The sequence below is a fragment of the Kitasatospora sp. NPDC048298 genome, assembly GCF_043201465.1.
GTDB lineage: Bacteria > Actinomycetota > Actinomycetes > Streptomycetales > Streptomycetaceae > Kitasatospora.
Window position 1 is genome coordinate 1 of the sequence record NZ_JBICYZ010000052.1, and the last position, 18,990, is coordinate 18,990.

At 70.4% G+C, this 18,990-nt stretch carries 16 protein-coding genes; 12 read left to right on the forward strand and 4 right to left on the reverse strand.

Annotated elements, in window-relative coordinates; translation table 11 throughout:
• Positions 1–184: 184 nt before the first annotated feature.
• Entirely contained in the window at positions 185–1,279 is a 1,095-nt protein-coding gene (locus tag ACGF0D_RS30800) for an NlpC/P60 family protein (protein WP_392880011.1), read from the reverse strand.
• Between the two features lie 519 nt (positions 1,280–1,798).
• Here ACGF0D_RS30800 and ACGF0D_RS30805 point away from each other — a divergent pair.
• The 10 genes from ACGF0D_RS30805 to ACGF0D_RS30850 all read left to right on the forward strand — a co-directional run bounded on the left by ACGF0D_RS30805 (position 1,799) and on the right by ACGF0D_RS30850 (position 12,197).
• Positions 1,799–3,667, forward strand: a complete 1,869-nt coding sequence (locus ACGF0D_RS30805) for a methylmalonyl-CoA mutase family protein (protein ID WP_392921743.1) — start codon at positions 1,799–1,801, stop codon at positions 3,665–3,667.
• On the forward strand, positions 3,664–5,901 hold the full coding sequence (gene scpA / locus ACGF0D_RS30810; RefSeq protein ID WP_392921746.1) for a methylmalonyl-CoA mutase: 2,238 nt from the start codon (positions 3,664–3,666) through the stop codon (positions 5,899–5,901). The genes ACGF0D_RS30805 and scpA overlap by 4 nt, the downstream gene beginning before the upstream one ends.
• Positions 5,902–5,913: 12 nt before the next feature.
• Positions 5,914–6,906, forward strand: coding sequence for a methylmalonyl Co-A mutase-associated GTPase MeaB (meaB, locus tag ACGF0D_RS30815; protein ID WP_392880018.1), 993 nt, complete (start codon positions 5,914–5,916; stop codon positions 6,904–6,906).
• Between the two features lie 27 nt (positions 6,907–6,933).
• Positions 6,934–7,332 (forward strand): SRPBCC family protein, encoded by a 399-nt coding sequence (locus ACGF0D_RS30820; RefSeq protein WP_392921747.1) that lies wholly within the window; start codon positions 6,934–6,936, stop codon positions 7,330–7,332.
• 323 nt (positions 7,333–7,655) lie between these two features.
• Positions 7,656–7,856 (forward strand): hypothetical protein, encoded by a 201-nt coding sequence (locus ACGF0D_RS30825; RefSeq protein WP_392921750.1) that lies wholly within the window; start codon positions 7,656–7,658, stop codon positions 7,854–7,856.
• Between the two features lie 2 nt (positions 7,857–7,858).
• Positions 7,859–8,395, forward strand: coding sequence for a DUF6879 family protein (locus ACGF0D_RS30830; RefSeq protein WP_392921752.1), 537 nt, complete (start codon positions 7,859–7,861; stop codon positions 8,393–8,395).
• Positions 8,392–9,231 (forward strand): helix-turn-helix domain-containing protein, encoded by an 840-nt coding sequence (locus ACGF0D_RS30835; protein WP_392921755.1) that lies wholly within the window; start codon positions 8,392–8,394, stop codon positions 9,229–9,231. Before ACGF0D_RS30830 ends, ACGF0D_RS30835 begins: the two co-directional genes overlap by 4 nt.
• Positions 9,232–9,496: 265 nt before the next feature.
• On the forward strand, positions 9,497–9,685 hold the full coding sequence (locus tag ACGF0D_RS30840) for a hypothetical protein (RefSeq protein WP_392880040.1): 189 nt from the start codon (positions 9,497–9,499) through the stop codon (positions 9,683–9,685).
• Positions 9,686–9,717: 32 nt separating this feature from the next.
• A complete protein-coding gene (locus ACGF0D_RS30845; RefSeq protein WP_392921757.1) occupies positions 9,718–10,869 on the forward strand; it encodes a methyltransferase domain-containing protein in 1,152 nt (383 codons plus the stop codon).
• 332 nt (positions 10,870–11,201) lie between these two features.
• Positions 11,202–12,197 (forward strand): hypothetical protein, encoded by a 996-nt coding sequence (locus ACGF0D_RS30850; RefSeq protein ID WP_392921760.1) that lies wholly within the window; start codon positions 11,202–11,204, stop codon positions 12,195–12,197.
• A gap of 22 nt (positions 12,198–12,219) precedes the next feature.
• Here the strand turns inward: ACGF0D_RS30850 and ACGF0D_RS30855 are convergent, their stop codons facing one another.
• From ACGF0D_RS30855 to ACGF0D_RS30865, 3 genes are all read right to left on the reverse strand, one after another.
• A complete protein-coding gene (locus tag ACGF0D_RS30855; RefSeq protein ID WP_392921763.1) occupies positions 12,220–12,624 on the reverse strand; it encodes an SMI1/KNR4 family protein in 405 nt (134 codons plus the stop codon).
• A gap of 230 nt (positions 12,625–12,854) precedes the next feature.
• Positions 12,855–13,889 carry a glycosyltransferase family 2 protein gene (locus tag ACGF0D_RS30860; protein ID WP_392921765.1) on the reverse strand — a complete coding sequence of 345 codons (1,035 nt, stop codon included), beginning with the start codon at positions 13,887–13,889 and terminating at the stop codon, positions 12,855–12,857.
• Positions 13,890–14,175: 286 nt separating this feature from the next.
• Positions 14,176–14,778 carry a superoxide dismutase gene (locus tag ACGF0D_RS30865; RefSeq protein WP_392880054.1) on the reverse strand — a complete coding sequence of 201 codons (603 nt, stop codon included), beginning with the start codon at positions 14,776–14,778 and terminating at the stop codon, positions 14,176–14,178.
• 182 nt (positions 14,779–14,960) lie between these two features.
• Between ACGF0D_RS30865 and tsaD the strand changes: the two genes are divergently transcribed.
• Together tsaD and ACGF0D_RS30875 are read left to right on the forward strand one after the other, a co-directional pair.
• The gene (gene tsaD / locus ACGF0D_RS30870) at positions 14,961–16,013 is read left to right on the forward strand and encodes a tRNA (adenosine(37)-N6)-threonylcarbamoyltransferase complex transferase subunit TsaD (protein WP_392921768.1); all 1,053 of its coding nucleotides are present in this window, start codon (positions 14,961–14,963) and stop codon (positions 16,011–16,013) included.
• A gap of 302 nt (positions 16,014–16,315) precedes the next feature.
• Positions 16,316–18,565: a collagenase gene (locus ACGF0D_RS30875; RefSeq protein WP_392921771.1), complete on the forward strand. Its 2,250-nt coding sequence runs from the start codon at positions 16,316–16,318 to the stop codon at positions 18,563–18,565.
• Positions 18,566–18,990: the final 425 nt, after the last annotated feature.

The window sequence follows — 18,990 nt, forward strand, 5'->3', positions numbered from 1 at the left end:
CAGTTGTCGGGCCCCCCCCCCGGCCCCGCGGTGGGGGGGGGGGGGGGGGCGGGGCGCCGCCCCCCCCCCCCCCCGGGCCGGGGGGGGCCGGGGGCCCCCCCCCCCCCCCCCCCCACTGCGGTCGGTCCACGAGGGTCGGCCCGGTCTCGTGGGCCGACCCTCGTGGATCACATGAGGCGCCCGGTCAGGCCGGGCGGACGGCGCCCATGTAGGGCATCACGGAGATCGGCAGGACCTCGATGTTCTTGCCCGTGCGCGGGGCGTGGATCATCTTGCCGTCGCCGATGTACAGGCCGACGTGGTGCAGGTCGTTGTAGAAGAAGACCAGGTCACCGGGCTGGAGGTTGGCGCGGTCGACGTGCGGGCCGTCCTTCCACTGCTCCTCGGACGTCCGGGAGATCGTGACGCCCGCGGCGCGGTAGGCCTGGCTGGTGAGGCCGGAGCAGTCGAAGCTGGCGGGGCCGTTCTTGCCCCAGCCGTAGGGCTTGCCGAGCTGGGCCTGGGCGAAGCCGATGATGGCGCCGGCCCGGCCACTGGCCGACGGAACCGGGGCGTTCATGTCCGGGCGGTCGGCGGAGCGGGAGGCACGGTCCTTGGCGGCGGCAGCGGCGGCGGCGGCCGCCTGCTGGGCCTCGGCCTTGGCCTTCTCGGCGCTCTGCTGGGCGTTGATCTTGGCACGGTCCTCGGCGCTGAGCTTGTTCAGCGTCTCCTGGGCCTGGGCCAGCTTGGTCTGGATGTCCTTCTTCTGCTCCGCCAGCTGGGTGCCCACCGAGTCGAGCGCGGCCAGGGTGGCGGTGGCCTCGGCGCGGTCCTGGTCGAGCTTGCGCTGCTCGTCCTGGGCCTGCTTGAGCAGGTTCGCCTGGGAGTCGGAGACCTGGTTCTGCACCGCGGCGCGCTCCAGGTAGGCGGACGGGTCGGAGTCGAGCATCAGCTGGACCGACGGGTCTATGCCGTTGGTGCGGTACTGGTCGGCGGCGACCGCGCCGAGCCGGGTCCGCAGCTCGTTCATCGCCTCCTGACCGCGGGCGACCTTCTCCTGGATCACGTTGGCGTCGGCCTGGAGCTGCTGCTGCTTCGCCTGGAAGCCGTTGTGCTTCTCGATCGCCTGCTCGGCCGCCTCGTTGAGCTGGTCGACCTGCTCCTTGACGGAGGCCAGGCTCGGGGTCGGCTCGGCGTGGGCGGTACCGGACGCGAGGACCGCGCCGCCGGCCGCCATGGCCGTGGTGACGACCGCCATGCGGGCCCGGCTCGGCGGGCTGGGCTTGCGACGTTTTCCCATGGCGGTCGCTCTCCTTCGGGGGAATCTGGGGAGGGTCCGGACGGAGCCGGGGGACGGCTCGGCCGGGGCCGGGGACGACGAAGGCAGGCAGGGCGAGCAACGGGGGGGTACCGCCCCGCCCACCTTCTTCGAAGTAACTTAATAGATGAGGGCCCGGGTTCCGCAATCCCCCTGATCATGACGTTTTGGCAGCATGACGGAACATCGATCGTGTTCCCTGCCATCGGTGTTGACCTCGGACATCGCGCCCGCCGCCGACGGCCGCCGCCGCCCCCGCCGACCTGCGCCCGTCCCGCTCCCGCTCCCCCGCCTCCCCTCGGATCCCTCCACTCCCCCCTCGGCTCCCCCTCGGCTCCCCCGTACGGCCCCCCTTCCCACCCCTGGTACCCGTGGTGCCCGCCGCCCCGGCCGCCGTGACACTCCCCACCTCGGAGAGTGCTCGGATCCCGGCCCGATCGAGGGCAAGGTCACACGGAATCCCCCTCCTGCGGCCCCGCGAACGGGCGCTAACCTGCGCACATGAAGGTCCCGCCCGAAGGGCTCCCCCTTGCCTCCGAGTTCCCGGCCGCGCACCGCGAGCAGTGGCAGCAGCTCGTCCAGGGCGTGCTGCGCAAGTCCGGTGCCCAGCCCGAGGACGGCGCCGCCGCCGAGCAGGCGCTCACCACCCGGCTCCAGGACGGGCTGAGCGCCCGCCCGCTGTACACCGCCGAGGACACCGCCGCGGACCCGGGCTATCCCGGCTTCGCGCCGTTCGTGCGCGGCGGCCCGGCGCAGGGCTCCGCCGTGGCCGGGTGGGACGTCCGCCAGCGGCACGCCGACCCGGACCGCCGGCGCACCAACGAGGCCGTCCTGGCCGACCTGGAGCACGGCGTGAGCTCGCTCTGGCTGGAGCTGGGCGGTGCGGGCCTGCCGGTGGCGGCCCTGCCCGAGGCACTGACCGGGGTGTACCTGGACCTGGCCGCCGTGGCACTCGACGCCGGGCCCGAATTCACCGACGCCGCTGAGCAGTTGTTCAAGCTGTACGAGGAGCGCGAGGTCTCCCCCGGCTCCGCCGCCGGCAACCTCGGCGCCGACCCGCTCGGCCTCCAGGCCCGCACCGGCGACGGCGCCCGCACCGACGCGCTGCTCGCCGAGGCCACCGCGCTGGCCGCCCGCTGCGCCGCCGGGTACCCGGGCCTGCGGGCGCTCACGGTGGACGCCCTGCCGTACCACGAGGCCGGCGCCTCCCCCGCCCAGGAGTTGGGCTGCTCGCTGGCCACCGGCGTCGCCTACCTGCGCGCGCTGACCGCCGCCGGGCTGTCGGTGGACGACGCGCTCGGCCAGCTGGAGTTCCGCTACGCCGCGGACGCCGACCAGTTCCTCACCATCGCCAAGTTCCGTGCCGCGCGCCGACTCTGGGCCCGGGTCGCCGAGGTCTCGGGGGCCGGCGCGGCCGCCCCGGCGCAGCGTCAGCACGCCGTCACCTCGCGAGTGATGATGACCGCCCGCGACCCGTGGGTGAACATGCTGCGCACCACCGTCGCCTGCCTGGCCGCCGGCGTCGGCGGCGCCGACTCCGTCACCGTGCTGCCCTTCGACACCGCGCTCGGCCTGCCGGACGCCTTCGCCCGCCGGATCGCCCGCAACACCCAGGCGATCCTGCTGGAGGAGTCCCACCTGGCCCGGGTGATCGACCCGGCCGGCGGCTCCTGGTACGTCGAGCAGCTGAGCGAGGAGCTGGCGCGGGCCGCCTGGGCCTGGTTCCAGGAGATCGAGCGGGCCGGCGGCCTGGGCGCCGCCCTCGCCTCCGGACTGGTCGAGGAGCGGATCGCCGCGACCTGGGCGGAGCGGTCCGTACGGCTCGCCAAGCGGCGCGAACCCGTCACCGGCGTCAGCGAGTTCCCGCACCTGGACGAGCAGCCGCTGGTCCGCGAACCGGCCCCCGCCGGGTTCGGCGGCGGGCTGCCGCAGGTCCGCCGCGCCGAGGCCTTCGAGGCGCTGCGGGACCGCTCGGACGCCCACGCCGCCGCGCACGGTGCCCGACCGAGCCTGTTCCTCGCCTCGATCGGCACCGCCTCCGCGCACACCGCGCGCACCACCTTCGCCGCCAACCTCTTCCAGGCCGGCGGCATCGCGACGGTCTCGGCCGAGTCCGTCGACCCGGCGGCCTTCGCCGAGGCGTTCCGCACCTCCGGCGCGACCGTCGCCTGCCTCTGCTCCAGCGACGCCCTGTACACCGAGCACGCCTCGCCCGTCGCCGAGGCCCTGAAGGCGGCCGGCGCCACCAGGGTGCTGCTGGCCGGACGGCTCGGCGAAGTACCCGCCGGAGTGGACGAGTTCATCTTCGCGGGAGGCGACGCCGTCGCCGTCCTGACCTCCCTGCTGGACCAGATCGGAGCCGCTCGATGATCCCCGACTTCACCGGAATCGGGCTGGACGGTGGCGCCGCCGGCGCCACCGTCAACCCGGACGCCACCGGCAACGCGGGCGTCACCGAGGAGCAGTGGCGGGCCGCCTGGCGCCAGTCCACCGGCAAGGACGTCGAGGAGCTGCTCTGGGACACCCCCGAGGGCATCGGCGTCAAGCCGCTGTACACCGGCGCCGACCTGGCCGGCCTGGACTTCCTGGAGACGTACCCGGGCGTCGCCCCGTACCTGCGCGGGCCGTACCCGACCATGTACGTCAACCAGCCCTGGACCGTCCGCCAGTACGCGGGCTTCTCCACCGCCGAGGAGTCCAACGCCTTCTACCGCCGCAACCTCGCGGCCGGCCAGAAGGGCCTGTCGGTCGCCTTCGACCTGCCGACCCACCGCGGCTACGACAGCGACCACCCGCGGGTCACCGGCGACGTCGGCATGGCGGGAGTCGCCATCGACTCGATCTACGACATGCGCCAGCTGTTCGACGGCATCCCGCTGGACAAGATGTCGGTGTCGATGACCATGAACGGCGCCGTGCTGCCGATCCTCGCGCTGTACATCGTCGCGGCCGAGGAACAGGGCGTACCGCCGGAGAAGCTCGCGGGGACCATCCAGAACGACATCCTCAAGGAGTTCATGGTCCGCAACACCTACATCTACCCGCCGCAGCCGTCGATGCGGATCATCTCGGACATCTTCGCGTACACCTCGCAGAAGATGCCCCGGTACAACTCGATCTCCATCTCCGGTTACCACATCCAGGAGGCGGGTGCGACGGCCGACCTCGAACTGGCCTACACCCTCGCCGACGGGGTGGAGTACCTGCGCGCGGGCCTGGACGTGGGCCTGGACGTGGACGCCTTCGCGCCGCGCCTGTCGTTCTTCTGGGCGATCGGCATGAACTTCTTCATGGAGGTCGCCAAGCTGCGCGCGGCCCGGCTGCTGTGGGCCAAGCTGGTCAAGCAGTTCGACCCGAAGAACCCCAAGTCCCTGTCGCTGCGCACCCATTCGCAGACCTCGGGCTGGTCGCTCACCGCCCAGGACGTGTTCAACAACGTGACGCGCACCTGCGTGGAGGCGATGGCGGCGACCCAGGGCCACACCCAGTCGCTGCACACCAACGCCCTCGACGAGGCGCTCGCCCTGCCCACCGACTTCTCCGCGCGGATCGCCCGCAACACCCAGCTGCTGCTCCAGCAGGAGTCGGGCACCTGCCGGGTGATCGACCCGTGGGGCGGCTCCGCGTACGTCGAGAAGCTGACGCACGACCTCGCCGCGCGGGCCTGGGAGCACATCCAGGAGGTCGAGGCGGCCGGCGGCATGGCGAAGGCCATCGACGCGGGCATCCCCAAGCTGCGCGTCGAGGAGGCCGCCGCCCGCACCCAGGCGCGCATCGACTCCGGCCGCCAGCCGGTGATCGGCGTCAACAAGTACCGGGTGGACAGCGACGAGCAGATCGACGTGCTCAAGGTCGACAACTCCTCGGTGCGGGCCCGGCAGATCGAGAAGCTGCGCCGGCTGCGCGAGGAGCGCGACGAGGCCGCGTGCCGCGACGCGCTGCACGCCCTCACCCGGGCCGCCGAGGCCGGTTCGCAGCGCGGCGGCTCGCTGGACGGCAACCTGCTGCACCTGGCCGTCAACGCGGCCCGGGCCAAGGCCACCGTCGGCGAGATCTCGGACGCCCTGGAGAAGGTGTACGGCCGCCACTCCGGCCAGATCCGTACCATCTCCGGTGTGTACCGAGACGAAGCGGGCCCGTCGGCCTCCCTCCAGCGCACCCGCGACCTGGTCGAGCGGTTCGAGCAGGCCGAGGGCCGCCGTCCGCGCATCCTGGTCGCCAAGATGGGCCAGGACGGCCACGACCGCGGCCAGAAGGTGATCGCCACCGCCTTCGCCGACCTCGGCTTCACCGTCGACGTCGGCCCGCTGTTCCAGACCCCGGCCGAGGTCGCCCGCCAGGCCGTCGAGGCGGACGTCCACATCGTCGGCGTGTCCTCGCTGGCCGCCGGCCACCTGACACTGGTGCCCGCACTGCGCGCCGAACTCGCCGAGGCCGGCCGGGAGGACATCACCATCGTGGTGGGCGGGGTGATCCCGCCGCAGGACTTCGACGCCCTCTACGAGGCGGGCGCCGCGGCGGTCTTCCCCCCGGGGACGGTCATCCCGGACGCGGCGTACGACCTGCTGAAGTCCCTGGCGGCCGACCTCGGCCACGAGCTGTGATCGCCTGATCCCATGCCTCCGCGGACGATCGACCTCGACAGCTACGTGACGGGCGTACTGGACGGCTCGCGCGCCTGGATCGCGCGCGCCGTCACCCTCGTCGAATCCTCCCGGCCCGACCACCGCGCGCTCGCGCAGCAGCTGCTCCAGCGGCTGCTGCCGCACGCTGGCGGCGCGGTCCGAGTAGGCATCACGGGCGTGCCCGGTGTCGGCAAATCGACCTTCATCGACTCCTTCGGGACGATGCTGACCGGCCGGGGCCACCGGGTCGCGGTGCTCGCCGTCGACCCGACGTCCAGCCGGACGGGCGGCTCCATCCTGGGCGACAAGACCCGGATGGAGCGGCTCGCCGTCGACCCCGCCGCCTTCGTCCGGCCCTCGCCGACCTCGGGGACACTGGGCGGCGTCGCCAAGGCCACCCGGGAATCCATGGTGGTGATGGAGGCGGCCGGGTACGACGTGGTGCTCATCGAGACGGTGGGCGTCGGGCAGTCCGAGACGGCGGTGGCCGGAATGGTGGACACCTTCCTGCTGCTCAGCCTCGCGCGGACCGGCGACCAGCTGCAGGGCATCAAGAAGGGCGTACTGGAGCTCGCGGACGTCATCGCCGTCAACAAGGCCGACGGCCCGCACGAGCGGGACGCGAAGGCGGCGGCGCGCGAACTCGCGGGCGCACTGCGACTGTTGCAGGCGCCCGACGCGGCCTGGACGCCGCCGGTGCTCACCTGCAGCGGGCGCGACGGGGCGGGCCTGGACGTGCTGTGGGAGCGGCTTCAGCAGCACCGCAAGGTGCTGGACGCGACGGGGGAACTCGCCGCCAAGCGCCGTGAGCAGCAGGTGGAGTGGACATGGGCGATGGTCCACGACCAGTTGTACGCGCGGTTGCACGAAAATCCCGAAGTTCGGCGTCTCTCCTCCGAGTTGGAAACCCAGGTCCGCGCCGGAACCCTTCCGGCGGGGTTGGCGGCACAGCGTCTGCTGGACGCCTTCTTCGGCACTTCCTGACAGGAGCGCAGGACCATCGCCACCATCGTGCAGGACGTCGCGATCGAGGCCGACGCGGACGAAGTCTGGGACGCCGTACGGGATGTGGGCGCTGTGCACCGGCGCCTCATTCCCGGCTACGTCCTCGACACCCGGGTCGAAGGCGACGTCCGCTACCTGACCATGCCCGGCGGCGCGGTCATCCGCGAGCTGATCGTCAGCATCGACAATGATCTGCGCCGCCTCGCCTATTCGGCGGTCGAGGGCTTCAAGATTCCGCTCACCCACCATCATGCTTCGTTCCAGGTCCTCCCGGAGGGGGTCGGACGGTGCCGCCTCGTGTGGACGACGGATGTCCTGCCCCAGGAGATGGCCGAGCAGGTCCGGCTCCGGGTCGTCAGGGGCGCTCAGGTCATGAAGGAGACCCTGGAACAGCGCGCTACCTGACGGCGGCGGTCACTGCTACCGCCGTGCCCCACCCGTGCGTGGGGCACGGCGGTTCGCCGGTTTCGGGGTAATCGAACCACACCACCTTGCCCGCTTCCGTCGGGTACCACCCCCAGGCGTGCGCCAGCGCCTCCACCAGCAACAAGCCGCGCCCGCTGGTCGCTTCTTCCTCGCACGCCAAGGAAGTTCCGCAAACCGGTCCACGGCCTCCACCAGGACGCGCCGCCGCGTTCACTCCTGGGCCTGGAAATCTTCCCGAACAGCCCCGCGTGCTGTCCTTCAGGCTGCATCCTGGTCCCCCGCCGAACGAGAGGGAGCCCTCCATGCAGCTCAAGTTCCTCGGCACCAGCAGCGAAGACGGGAAGTGCCCGACGCTCTATGAGACGGAGACGGGTGACATCGTCGTCCAGGGATACCGTCTGACCGATCCCGAGGCCCTCGCCCAGCTGCGGGACGTCCTCCCCGGAGAGACGTTCGTCGTTGTGCCCCGTGACCTGCTCACCCGCTTCGCCCCCAAGGACTGACCATGGCCTACATCAGCGATGAACAGTTCGACTACTTCTTCGGCGAGGGATTCGCCCACACTGCGTGGCGCCTGGAAAGCCGGCAGGGCTACGCCTCGGATCGACAGGCTCCCGGCTTCCAACGGTGGGTCTGTGGCGAGGACCCGCAGACGGATCCGCAGCGGCCCTGGTGCCGGAACATCACGACTCAGGTCGCGGCCGGGAAGCGTGTCGAACGGGTGCGGATCGCGGACGACCCGCTGACCGACGGGCAGGCCTACCTTCTCGCTGTCGGATGGGCCAACGTCCAGGCAGGGGAGGACATTCGACACCTACAGCGCGCCACAGCACAGCAACTCGAGCTTCCGGATCGCGACTTCTGGCTGTTCGACTCCGCATCGCTGTTGGAGATGCGTTTCGACACGGAGGACAACTACCTCGGGGCGGAGCTGATCGAAGACCTCAGCGCGGTCCTGGAAGCATGCCGAATCCGGGATCGAGCCTGGAAGTACGCCATCCCCCGGGCGGAGTTCGCCGACGAGGTGCCGTCCCAGGAGTGAGCGACTTCCAACGGGCTCGCGAGGCGCTCGGCGCTCGGCTTCAAGGGCTGCGCGCCGATGCGGGACTCACCGGCCGGGAACTGGCGGGCCGATTGGGCTGGCCCCACTCGAAGATCAGCAAGTTGGAGAACGGTCGGCAGACCGCCACAGGCGCCGACTTGGCCGCGTGGGCCGAGGCAACCGGTCACGCAGCACTGGTGGTCTCGCTCCAGAACGACCTCTCCGGTCTGGAGACGCACTACCGCTCCTGGCGCCGCCGCCTGTCCGGTGGTCACCAACACGCCCAGCGGGAAGCCGACACGGAGGAACGCAACGCGCGGGTCGTCCGGGCCTACGAGCCCACCGTGGTGCCCGGATTGCTCCAGACACCCGACTACGCTCGACACGTTCTGCTCGCCGCTGCCGCGCTGCATCAATCGCCCCGGGACACGGACGAAGCCGTCCGCGAACGGATGCGTCGCCAAGAGCTGCTGTACGAAACGGGCCGACGCTTTCGATTCATCCTCTGGGAAGGAGCGCTGCACGCCCGCGTCTGCCCTCCAGGGGTACTTCGGTCACAGCTCGACAGGCTCTGCGGCCTGATCGGCCTGGACACGGTGAGCATCGCCGTCATCCCGTTCTCCGCGACACTTCCGCTGTCACTTCGGCATGGTTTCTGGATCCACGACCGGTCCTTCGTGACCGTCGAGACGATCAATGCCTCGCTACATCTCGACGAACAAGCGGACGTTGCGCTCTATCTCCGGGCATGGGAACTATACGAACAGGTGGCTGAAACCGGAACGGATGCGTACCACGTTCTCGCAGCGGCACGCCATGCGTTGGAGGCCGCCTGAGAAGCGTCGGGAACCAGCCGCCGGTGTCCGAGAAACCGCGAGAAACACGAACCACGGACCGGCGAGGTTCCCCCTACCGTCCTGTCATGACAGAGCTTCCCGCTCTGCGCCAGCCGTCACAGGCAGGAGGAGTAGAACCATGGCCACTCCGTTCCCCAAGCCCCCGCGTCCCCCGGCGCCGCCGGGGCCCGGGCCGGACATGCCGGTGAGCGGACCGACCGGCAGCAGCACCACGACGACCATCACGACCAAGTAGGAGACTCCCATGGGATGGGGCCTCGGTAAGGGCGGAAACTCCGGCGGAAGCTCCGGCGGCGGCAGCGGAGCCAACGACGGCGGTCAGGGCAAGCACGCCGGCGGCAACAAGGACTTCAGCACGAGCAAGTCGAGCCAGGACACCTCGTCCGGGTCGAAGACCGGCAAGCACGGCAAGGGCGGCGAAAAGGACAAGTGACACCTCAGCCGAGTGTCTGTGAGCAGGCCGCCATGCGCGGCCTGCTCCACACGGTCTCCCACTTCCTCGGCCATGAGGTGGCCGCGGAGTGGCGCATGGCCGCCGAAGCGGCCCCTCGACACCGTTTCCTCCCCAACCGAATCTGGCTGAGCGGCGACAACGATCGTCTCACTTCGTGCGATCGTGAACACGAGCCGGATCGTTGGTTCGCCGCCGCCTATGCGGACAAGCCGGTGGTAACGCAGATCAACGACGGAGAGGAGCAGGACGGCCCCGATGGCCTGCCTTCGTCCTCCGCTTCCGCCCCGTCGATCGTCTTCCGAATGCTCGAACTCCTGGACCTCTCACCGGGGATGCGAGTACTGGAGATCGGAACCGGAACCGGTTTCAACGCTGCTCTTCTCGCCCACCGGCTGGGCGATGCCAATGTCACCACGATCGAGATCGACCCCGCCATGGTCGAACTCGCCCGGTCAAACCTCAAGGCGAACGGCTACGCCCCCACCGTCGTCCACGGTGACGGAAGCCTGGGGCGAAGCATCAAAGCGCCCTACGACCGCGTTGTGGCGACGTGCTCCGTCAAACGCATTCCCTACGCCTGGATCAACCAGACCCAGAGCGGTGGAACCGTACTCGTTCCGTGGGAGAGCCCATGGATCTGCGGCGGCCTACTCCGTCTCACCATCGACGACGATGGAACCGGCACCGGTCGCTACATCCCCGAGAGCGCCTTCATGCTGATGCGCACCCAGCGCCTCGACCTCCGGCTCTTCCGCGATGTCGCCCTGGAAGAGCATGTGCCGACCGAATCCACGACCATGCTCAACCCATGGGCCGTCGCAGACTCCGCCTTCGAGACCCAGTTCGCCCTCGGCCACCGCCTCGGCGACCTCTGGTATGCCTGGCACCAGAACCCCGACGTCGAGAATGTGGCGACCCGCCTCTGGGTGGCCACGACCGACGGCGGCTCCTGGGCAGCCGTCGACTGGGACGGCACCGAGGAGGCCCAGCAGTACGCGGTGTGGCAGCACGGCCCACGGCAGGTCTGGAACGAAGTCGAAGCCGCTCACCAATGGTGGCTCGACAACGACCGTCCCGGGCCGGATCGGTTCGGCTTGAGCGTTACCCCCGAAGGGCATATCGCCTGGCTCGATCACCCTGCGAACGGGTGGCCACTGCAATAGGTGATCGCCCTCGGGCCGCCCGGCGCGGCCCGAGGGCGAGTGCCGGTCGGAGGAGAGCGGAACTGGCGGTGCCGCGGTCTCATTCTCTACCGGCTCCGAAACGTTCCAGGCGTCCAGGCACTCGATGGACGCGCCGCATACCTCTGGAGTAAACCATGGCAGGTGATCAACCGAGCTCGTCTGGCACAAGAGAGGACTGGCGCCGGGTACGAAGCTTCCTGAACGAGCAACGCTTCGCCTTGACCATTCAACTCCTGGCTGAGAGCACTATGGAGAATCTGGTCCCAGGAACGCCCCTGTTGGCCCGGCCCCACTGGATCCCGGAGCAGCCGGTGCCATTGGAGCGCGTCCGGCTGCGGTGGCAGCCGGACGGGCCGAATGCCCTCCTGGACGGGAGCGAGCCGGAGCTCGACCACATCCGGCCTCGTCGGGCGGACGGCGCCTCGTACCGCTACTACGCGGATGCTTTGCGGGATCTCGCCAAGCCCAAGGTGTTCGAAAACCGTGGCTGCTACCGCCTCCTGGACGTCGATGCTTCCACGGCCGAACCCGTGCTGACCTTCGGGCGCGGGCAGTACTTCGACGTCATCAACGTCTGCGAGGCCGTCGCCCACGAGTACGCGTCGGCCGTCCTGGCGGGCCCGGACCGGCACACGCCGTTCCGGGCCGCCATCGCCGATCCGACCGACCTCACGCGCCGCCCCGTCATGGCCGCGACCAGCACGCTCACCATCCGGCACGATCGCCGCACCGACGAGGCGGAGTTCGTCCTCCACTGGCGCGACCCCGAGAAGGTCGCCAGCGGTGGCGGCCTCTACCAGGTCATGCCGGTCGGGATGTTCCAGGCCTCGCACGACGCACCGTGGAACGAGGCCAACGACTTCGACCTGTGGCGTTCCATCCTCCGCGAGCTGAGCGAAGAACTCCTCGGCGCCAGCGAGGACCACGGAAGCGACAAGGCGCCCATTGACTACGCCTCCTGGCCGCTCAACAAGAGACTCACCACAGCACGCGAGGACGGCACCCTACGCGTGTTCTGGCTGGGCCTCGGGATGGATCCGCTGACGTACGTCACCGACATGCTCACCGTGGCCGTCTTCGACGCCGGCCTGTTCGACGAGACGTTCCGGCGGATCGTCTCCACCAACGACGAAGGCCGTCGGGTCGGGCTGGACGACGCCACGGGTCGCTCGACCGGCATGCCCTTCACCGCGGATCAGGTGGATCGCCTCACCACCGCGGAGCCCATGCAGCCCGCCGGTGCGGCGCTCCTTCGCCTGGCCTGGCGGCACCGGAACGTACTCCTGCGGCCCCTCGACGCCGGATAGGCGACCGTCAGGTGCACGAGGCCTACAGCATCCCGTGTATGAAGGCCGCGAAGGAGGCCGCGCCTTCGTGGACGCCCTCGTGGGTCTCGGCGACCTCGTAGGTCCTGCCGCCCAGTTCGGGCGGGGCGATGAAGGAGTAGATGTAGCCCTGGTGGGCCATGAAGACGACGCAGCCGTCGAGGGACTCGCCGGGGGCCGCTTCCGTCAGGATCTCGCGGGCGCTCTCCTTGATGCCCAGGATCTCCGGGAAGGCGTACGTCTCCCCCCGCAGCGCGTGGAACCCGCCGCCGCCGGCGAGGGCCAGGAATTCGTGGTAGTCCTCGGGGAGGGGAACGCCCTGGTCCTCCTCGATCAGGGCGATCTGCTCCGGGGTCAGACCGACCGCCCCGTTCAGTGATCCGGGGAACGCGTCCAGAATCCTTGCCATCGCACCCATGGGTCTCGCACCTCGGAACGTCGTGGGTCGCCCTCGAACAGGCGAATGTACGGGACCATCGTGCCGGAAGAGCCCTGGTCAGGGGCCGCCGGGCAGATCCGGCCCGGCGGCCCCGTGGTTCCCTGGCTACCGCAGCCTCTGCGGCACCGAGCGGCTCGGCCGGACTCCCCTGCCCGCCCGTGGAGGACGGCCCAGTGGAAGACGGCCCAGTGGAGGACGGCTCAGCGGCGGGCGGAGACGGCCTGCCGGGTGCGGCGGGCGAGGCGGTGGGCGTGTTGGACGGCGACGAAGCCCTGCATGGCGCCGGCCAGGGTGAGGCGGTACTTGAGGCGCAGCTGGGGGCTGAGGCCGGCCACCTGCCCGGGGCCGATGGCCCGCAGGAGGCGGCTGACGTGCTGCTGGTAGGCGGCGCGGTAGGCGTGGTCGCCGTCGGGGACGGTCCAGAAGAACATCGGGATCTCCTCGACCAGGCAGTTGCGGTCGTAGGCGTGCAGGTGGTCGGCGAAGACGGGCTCGGGGCGGGCGAGCAGCCATTCGCGGACGAGTTCCATCGAGCGGACCCGGTCGACCAGTCCGCGCGGGTCGGTCTTCTTCTGGGTGATGGAGAGGTCGCCGTCCTCGCGCACGCGCCAGTGGTAGATCGGGTCGGCGAGCACGTCGACCTTCTCGGCGAGGAAGTGGTGGGGCACGCTGACCGGGGCGTCCTCGTACAGGATGCCCTCGGGGTAGAGCAGGCCCGCGCCGTCGAAGAAGGTGCGCCGGTAGACCTTGTTCCAGGCGGTGCGGTCGGTGACCAGGGCGGGCAGTTCGCTGACGTGGGTGCGCAGCCGGGTCTCGTGGAACGGGCGGCGGTGGCCGTGCGAGGGGGTGAGGCCGGTGGTGCGCAGCCGCAGGGCGTTGCCGGCGGCGAAGTCGGAGCCGGTCCCGTCCAGGGTGTCGATCATCAGCTGGTAGGCGTGCGGCGGAAGGGTGTCGTCGCTGTCGACGAAGGCCAGGTACTCGGTGCCGGGGGTGAGGTGGCGCCAGCCGGTGTTGCGGGCGGCGCCCAGGCCCTGGTTCTCCTGGCTGACCAGCCGGAAGCGCGGGTCCTGTTCGGCGTGGGCCTTGGCGATGGCCGGGCCGTCGTCGGTCGAGCCGTCGTCGACCATGACGCACTCGAAGTCCCCGAAGGTCTGCGCCGCGATCGAGTCCAGGCACTCCTGGAGGTAGCGCTCGACGTTGTAGATCGGGACGACGAGGGAGAGACGCGGGGCCATCGGGCGCCCTTTCGCTCAGCGGCGGCAACCGCGGCTGCGGCGATGGCGGCGGCAGCAGCGGCGACAGCAGCGGACAGGGCCGGGAGGCCGTTGCCGGCCGGTCACCGGCGGTGGTCCGAGCGAGCGTAGGGAGGGCACGCGACCGGCAGGCGAACGGCGGGTGGCTTACGGCCTGCGGCGGGGTGCACCGGCTGTGTCGGGCGTCAACTCCCGTACGGGACAAGCACGAAAGGGGACGGCCCCGGACCGCCCGACCGGGCCGGGGCCGGCTGTCACCCGACGGGGATCAGGCGCTCTTGACGGCCGCGAAGCGGTCCGACACGTCCTGCCAGTTGACGACGTCCCACAGGCGGGTGACGTAGTCCGGGCGGACGTTGCGGTACTGCAGGTAGTAGGCGTGCTCCCAGGCGTCGAAGGCCAGCAGCGGGGTGGTGTTCTGGCCGACGTTGCCGTGGTGGTCGTAGACCTGCTCGACGATCAGGCGCTGCCCGAGCGGCTCCCAGGACAGGATGCCCCAGCCGGAGCCCTGGACGCCGGTGGTGGCGTTGGTGAGCTGCTTCTTGAAGGCCTCGAAGCTGCCGAAGTGCTCGGTGATGGCGTCGGCCAGCTCGCCCTCGGGGCGCTCGCCGCCCTCGGGCGAGAGGTTCTGCCAGAACAGCGAGTGCAGCACGTGGCCCGACAGGTGGAAGGCGAAGGTCTTCTGCAGGCCGACCAGGCCGCCGAACTGCTCCTTGTCGCGGGCCTCGGCCAGCTGGTCGAGGGTGTCGTTGGCGCCCTTGACGTACGCGGCGTGGTGCTTGGAGTGGTGCAGCTCCAGGATCTCGGCCGACATCGCCCGCTCCAGCGCGGAGTAGTCGTACGGGAGGTCGGGAAGCGTGTAGGTGCCCATCAGGACACGGCCCCTTTCGGCGGGTTGAACCGCGTTGGACGGCGGTGGAGGTGGTGATCGTGCCGGAACAACACTATTGCGTATGAGTTGCAAGAACGAAGCATGGGCTCCTGCTTATTCCTCACATCCCGTCGGGCACAATGGTCGTCGTTCCGTGTAATGACCGACAAGGATGAGTGACTGTGACAGGGTCGCCGGTAGTGCTGGGCATCGAGTCCTCCTGCGACGAGACCGGCGCGGGCCTGGTGCGCGACGGCGTGCTGCTCGGACAGGCGGTGGCCTCGTCGATGGACGAGCACGCCCGCTACGGCGGGGTGGTGCCGGAGATCGCCGCCCGGGCACACGTGCACGCGATGGCACCGGTGGTCCGGGAGGCGCTGGACCGGGCCGGACTCACCCTGGCGGACGTCGGCGCGGTCGCGGTGACCGCCGGCCCCGGACTGGCCGGGGCGCTCCAGGTGGGCGTGGCCGCCGCCAAGGGGTACGCCTTCTCGCTGGGCGTCCCGCTGTACGGCGTGCACCACCTCGCCGGGCACGTCGCCGCCGCCACCCTGGACGGCGGGCCGCTGCCCGACCCCTGCGTGGTGCTCATCGTCTCGGGCGGCCACACCTCGCTGCTGCTGGTGCGCGACCTGGCCCGGGACCCGATCGTCCACCTCGGCGACACCCTGGACGACGCGGCCGGCGAGTGCTTCGACAAGGTCGCCCGGATCCTGGGACTCCCCTACCCGGGCGGTCCGGCGATCGACCGCGCCGCGCGCGAGGGCGATCCGACGGCCGTCCGGCTGCCGCGCCCGCTGACCGGGCCGCATGACGACCCGTACGCGTTCTCCTTCTCCGGCCTGAAGACCGCGGCCGCCCGCTGGGTCGAGGCGCAGCGCGAGCCCCGGGTGCCGGACGCGGCGGCCGCGCTGCAGGAGGCGATCGCGGACGTGCTGACCCGCAAGGCGGTGCGGGCCTGCCTGGACCACGGGATCGGCACCCTGGTGGTGGTCGGCGGGGTCGCGGCCAACTCCCGGGTGCGGGCGCTGGCCGAGCAGCGGTGCGCGGCGGCGGGGATCGCGCTGCGGGTGCCGCCGCTGCGGCTGTGCACCGACAACGGCGCGATGGTGGCGGCGGTCGGGGACCTGCTGGTCCGCGCAGGTGCGGAGCCGGCTCCGGCGGACCTGTCGGTGGATCCGTCGGCGCCGCTGGAGTTCGCGGCGCTCACGCCGTCGGCACGGTCGGGCGGCTGACCGACCGTCCGTCCGTCCGTTTCGGCGACGCGCCGCCCGACGACGCGTTCCAGTGGCGCGCCCGACGACCCGCCACAACGCGCCACGACGAGGCGCTCTGACACGCGTTCCGACACGCTCCGGCAACGTTTCGGTCTCGCCGACCGGCAATCCGTTCTTGGGGGCTTCCCTCCGCGTTCAGCCTTGTGCCATTTTACATGTCACACAGCAAGGCCCGTGCGCCCCACGCAGCACGGCCGCCCCCACCTCAACGGCCCCGGAGGCCCCCACAGATGCGTCCCTCCTCGATAGCGAAGGACGGCGTGCGCAGGCTCCCCGCGCTCGGCACCGCCCTCCTCCTCTCACTCGGCCTGTTCGCGTCGGCCGCACACGCCACCGAAGCCCCCTCGGCCGCCCCGGCCGGCAAGCCCGCCACCTCGGCCGGGAAGGCCGCACCCCGCACGATCCCCGTGCCCAAGTCGCCCGACACCCCGCAGGACGACCGCCCGCTCGCCTCGGACCCGCAGGCCAAGGCGACCGCCCCGACGGCGGGCAGCACCGTCGGCGCCGCCAAGTCGGCCCGGTCGTTCTCGGCCGCCGCCGCCTGCGACGTCTCCGCCTTCACCGGCAAGTCCGGTGCCGCGCTGGTCCAGCAGGTCAAGGGCTCCGGGCTCGACTGCGTCAACACGCTGTTCCAGCTCACCGGCAACGACGCCAAGGGCGCCTTCAACGAGGCCCAGATGGTCACCGTCGCCAACGCCCTGCGCGACACCGCCGCCACCTACCCCGGCGACAACTCCACCTCGGCCGGGCAGTTGGTGCTCTTCCTGCGGGCCGGGTACTACGCGCAGTGGTACAACAAGGACGCCGTGGGCCCGTACGGCGACGGCCTCAAGACCGCCATCCGCGGCGCGCTGGACGCCTTCTACGCCGCCCCGCACAGCAAGGACGTCACCGACGCCAACGGCGCCACCCTCGCCGAGGCCGTCACCCTGATCGACAGCGCCCAGGAGAACGCCCGCTACACCGGCGTCGTCAAGCGGCTGCTGAACGACTACACCGGCAGCTGGCCGGCGGCGATGACCACCGCCGTCGCCAACACCGAGACCGTCATCGAGCGCGGCTTCGACCTGCCGGAGTTCGTCTCCGCCCTCCAGGCCGACCCGTCCTTCGCCACCACCGCGGCGTCCTTCGTCACCCGCAACAGCGGCCTGCTCAACGGTGGCGACCTGGTCACCAGGATCGGCATCCAGCTCGGCAACCTGGTCGCCCACGACGAGCTGCGCGCCCAGGGCCGGCCGATCCTCAAGGACCTGATCAACCGCTACCCGCTGGTCGGCAACACCGGTCCGCTCACCATGAACCTGCTCTGGTTCACGGAGAAGAAGGACGAGGGCAACTGCTCCCTCTACGGCACCTGTGACGTGCCCGCCAAGCTCGTCCCGCTGGTGCTCACCGTCGACCACACCTGCAACGCCAACCTGCGCATCCGCGCGCAGGACATGACCGCGCAGCAGCTCGCCGACACCTGCACCAGCCTGATCAACCAGGACGCGTTCTTCCACAAGATCGTCAAGGACAACGGTCCGGTCGCCAACGACAACAACACCAACCTCGAGGTCGTCGTCTTCGAGGACTACTACAACTACAGCCTGTACGCCTGGGAGATGTACAAGATCGAGGTCGACAACGGCGGCATGTACGAGGAGGGCGACCCGGCCAAGGCCGGCAACCAGGCCCGCTTCATCGCCCACGAGGCCTCCTGGCTGCGGCCCCAGTTCCAGATCTGGAACCTCAACCACGAGTACACCCACTACCTCGACGGCCGCTACGACATGTACGGCGACTTCGAGGCCGGCATGACCACCCCGACCATCTGGTGGGTCGAGGGCCTCGCCGAGTACGTCTCCTACAGCTACCGCGGCCAGCACTACGACGACGCCGTCGCCCAGGCCGGCAAGGGCACCTACGCGCTGAGCACGCTGTTCGACACCACCTACGACAACTCGGACTCCACCCGGACCTACAACTGGGGCTACCTGGCGGTCCGCTACATGCTCCAGTCGCACCCGGACGACGTCACCGCGGTGCTCGCCAAGTACCGCGCCGGTGACTGGAACGGCGCCCGCACCATCCTGAAGACCACCATCGGCACCAAGTACGACGCCGACTTCGCCACCTGGCTCAAGGCCTGCGCCGCCGACAACTGTGGCACGCTGCCCACCGAGCAGCCCAAGGCCCCGCTCTGCACCATCGCCGACACCCGGCAGTTCGACAAGAACTGCCGCCGCGACAACGTCGCCGCCACCACCGGGAACTACAGCTACAGCTTCCTGTACCTGCCGGCCGGCGTGCAGCAGCTGACCATCACCACCAGCGGCGGCACCGGCAACGCCGACCTGTACTACAACGGCGGCGCCTGGGCCACCACCGGCTCCTACAAGGCCAAGTCCACCAACGGCGACAACGGCGAGACCCTCACCATCGCCAACCCGCCGTCCGGCTGGGTGTACTTCAGCCTCTACGGCCAGCAGGGCTTCAGCGGCGTGACCGTCACCACGACCTACAACTGATCACCGTGCTCGACACCTGACCGTGCTCGACACCTGACCGACCGCGCCGTACCCGTCGTACGCGCAGCAGGGCCCCGCGGCTTCGCGGGGCCCTTTCGCGTTCCCGTTCCGCGCCCCACCTTGATTTCCGCGGGTTATAACGATTCGACCATCGAATAGACCGCTAACAAGGCGCAGAGATCGCATAATCCTCTGCCGAAGGGGTGTCCGAGCGGCGATCTTTCGGTTAGGGTCCATGACAGATGAACCCGTTCGGCACCCGGCAACGGAATGCCGAATAACTCGGACGGCCCGGCTGCGGCATTCTCGCCGCACCCGCAATCACCGGAATGGAGATAGCCATGAAGATGATCAAGACGCTCGTCAAGAAGTTCAAGAAGAACGAGGACCTCGCGAACCACGCGTGGGTGCTGCACGTCATCTGA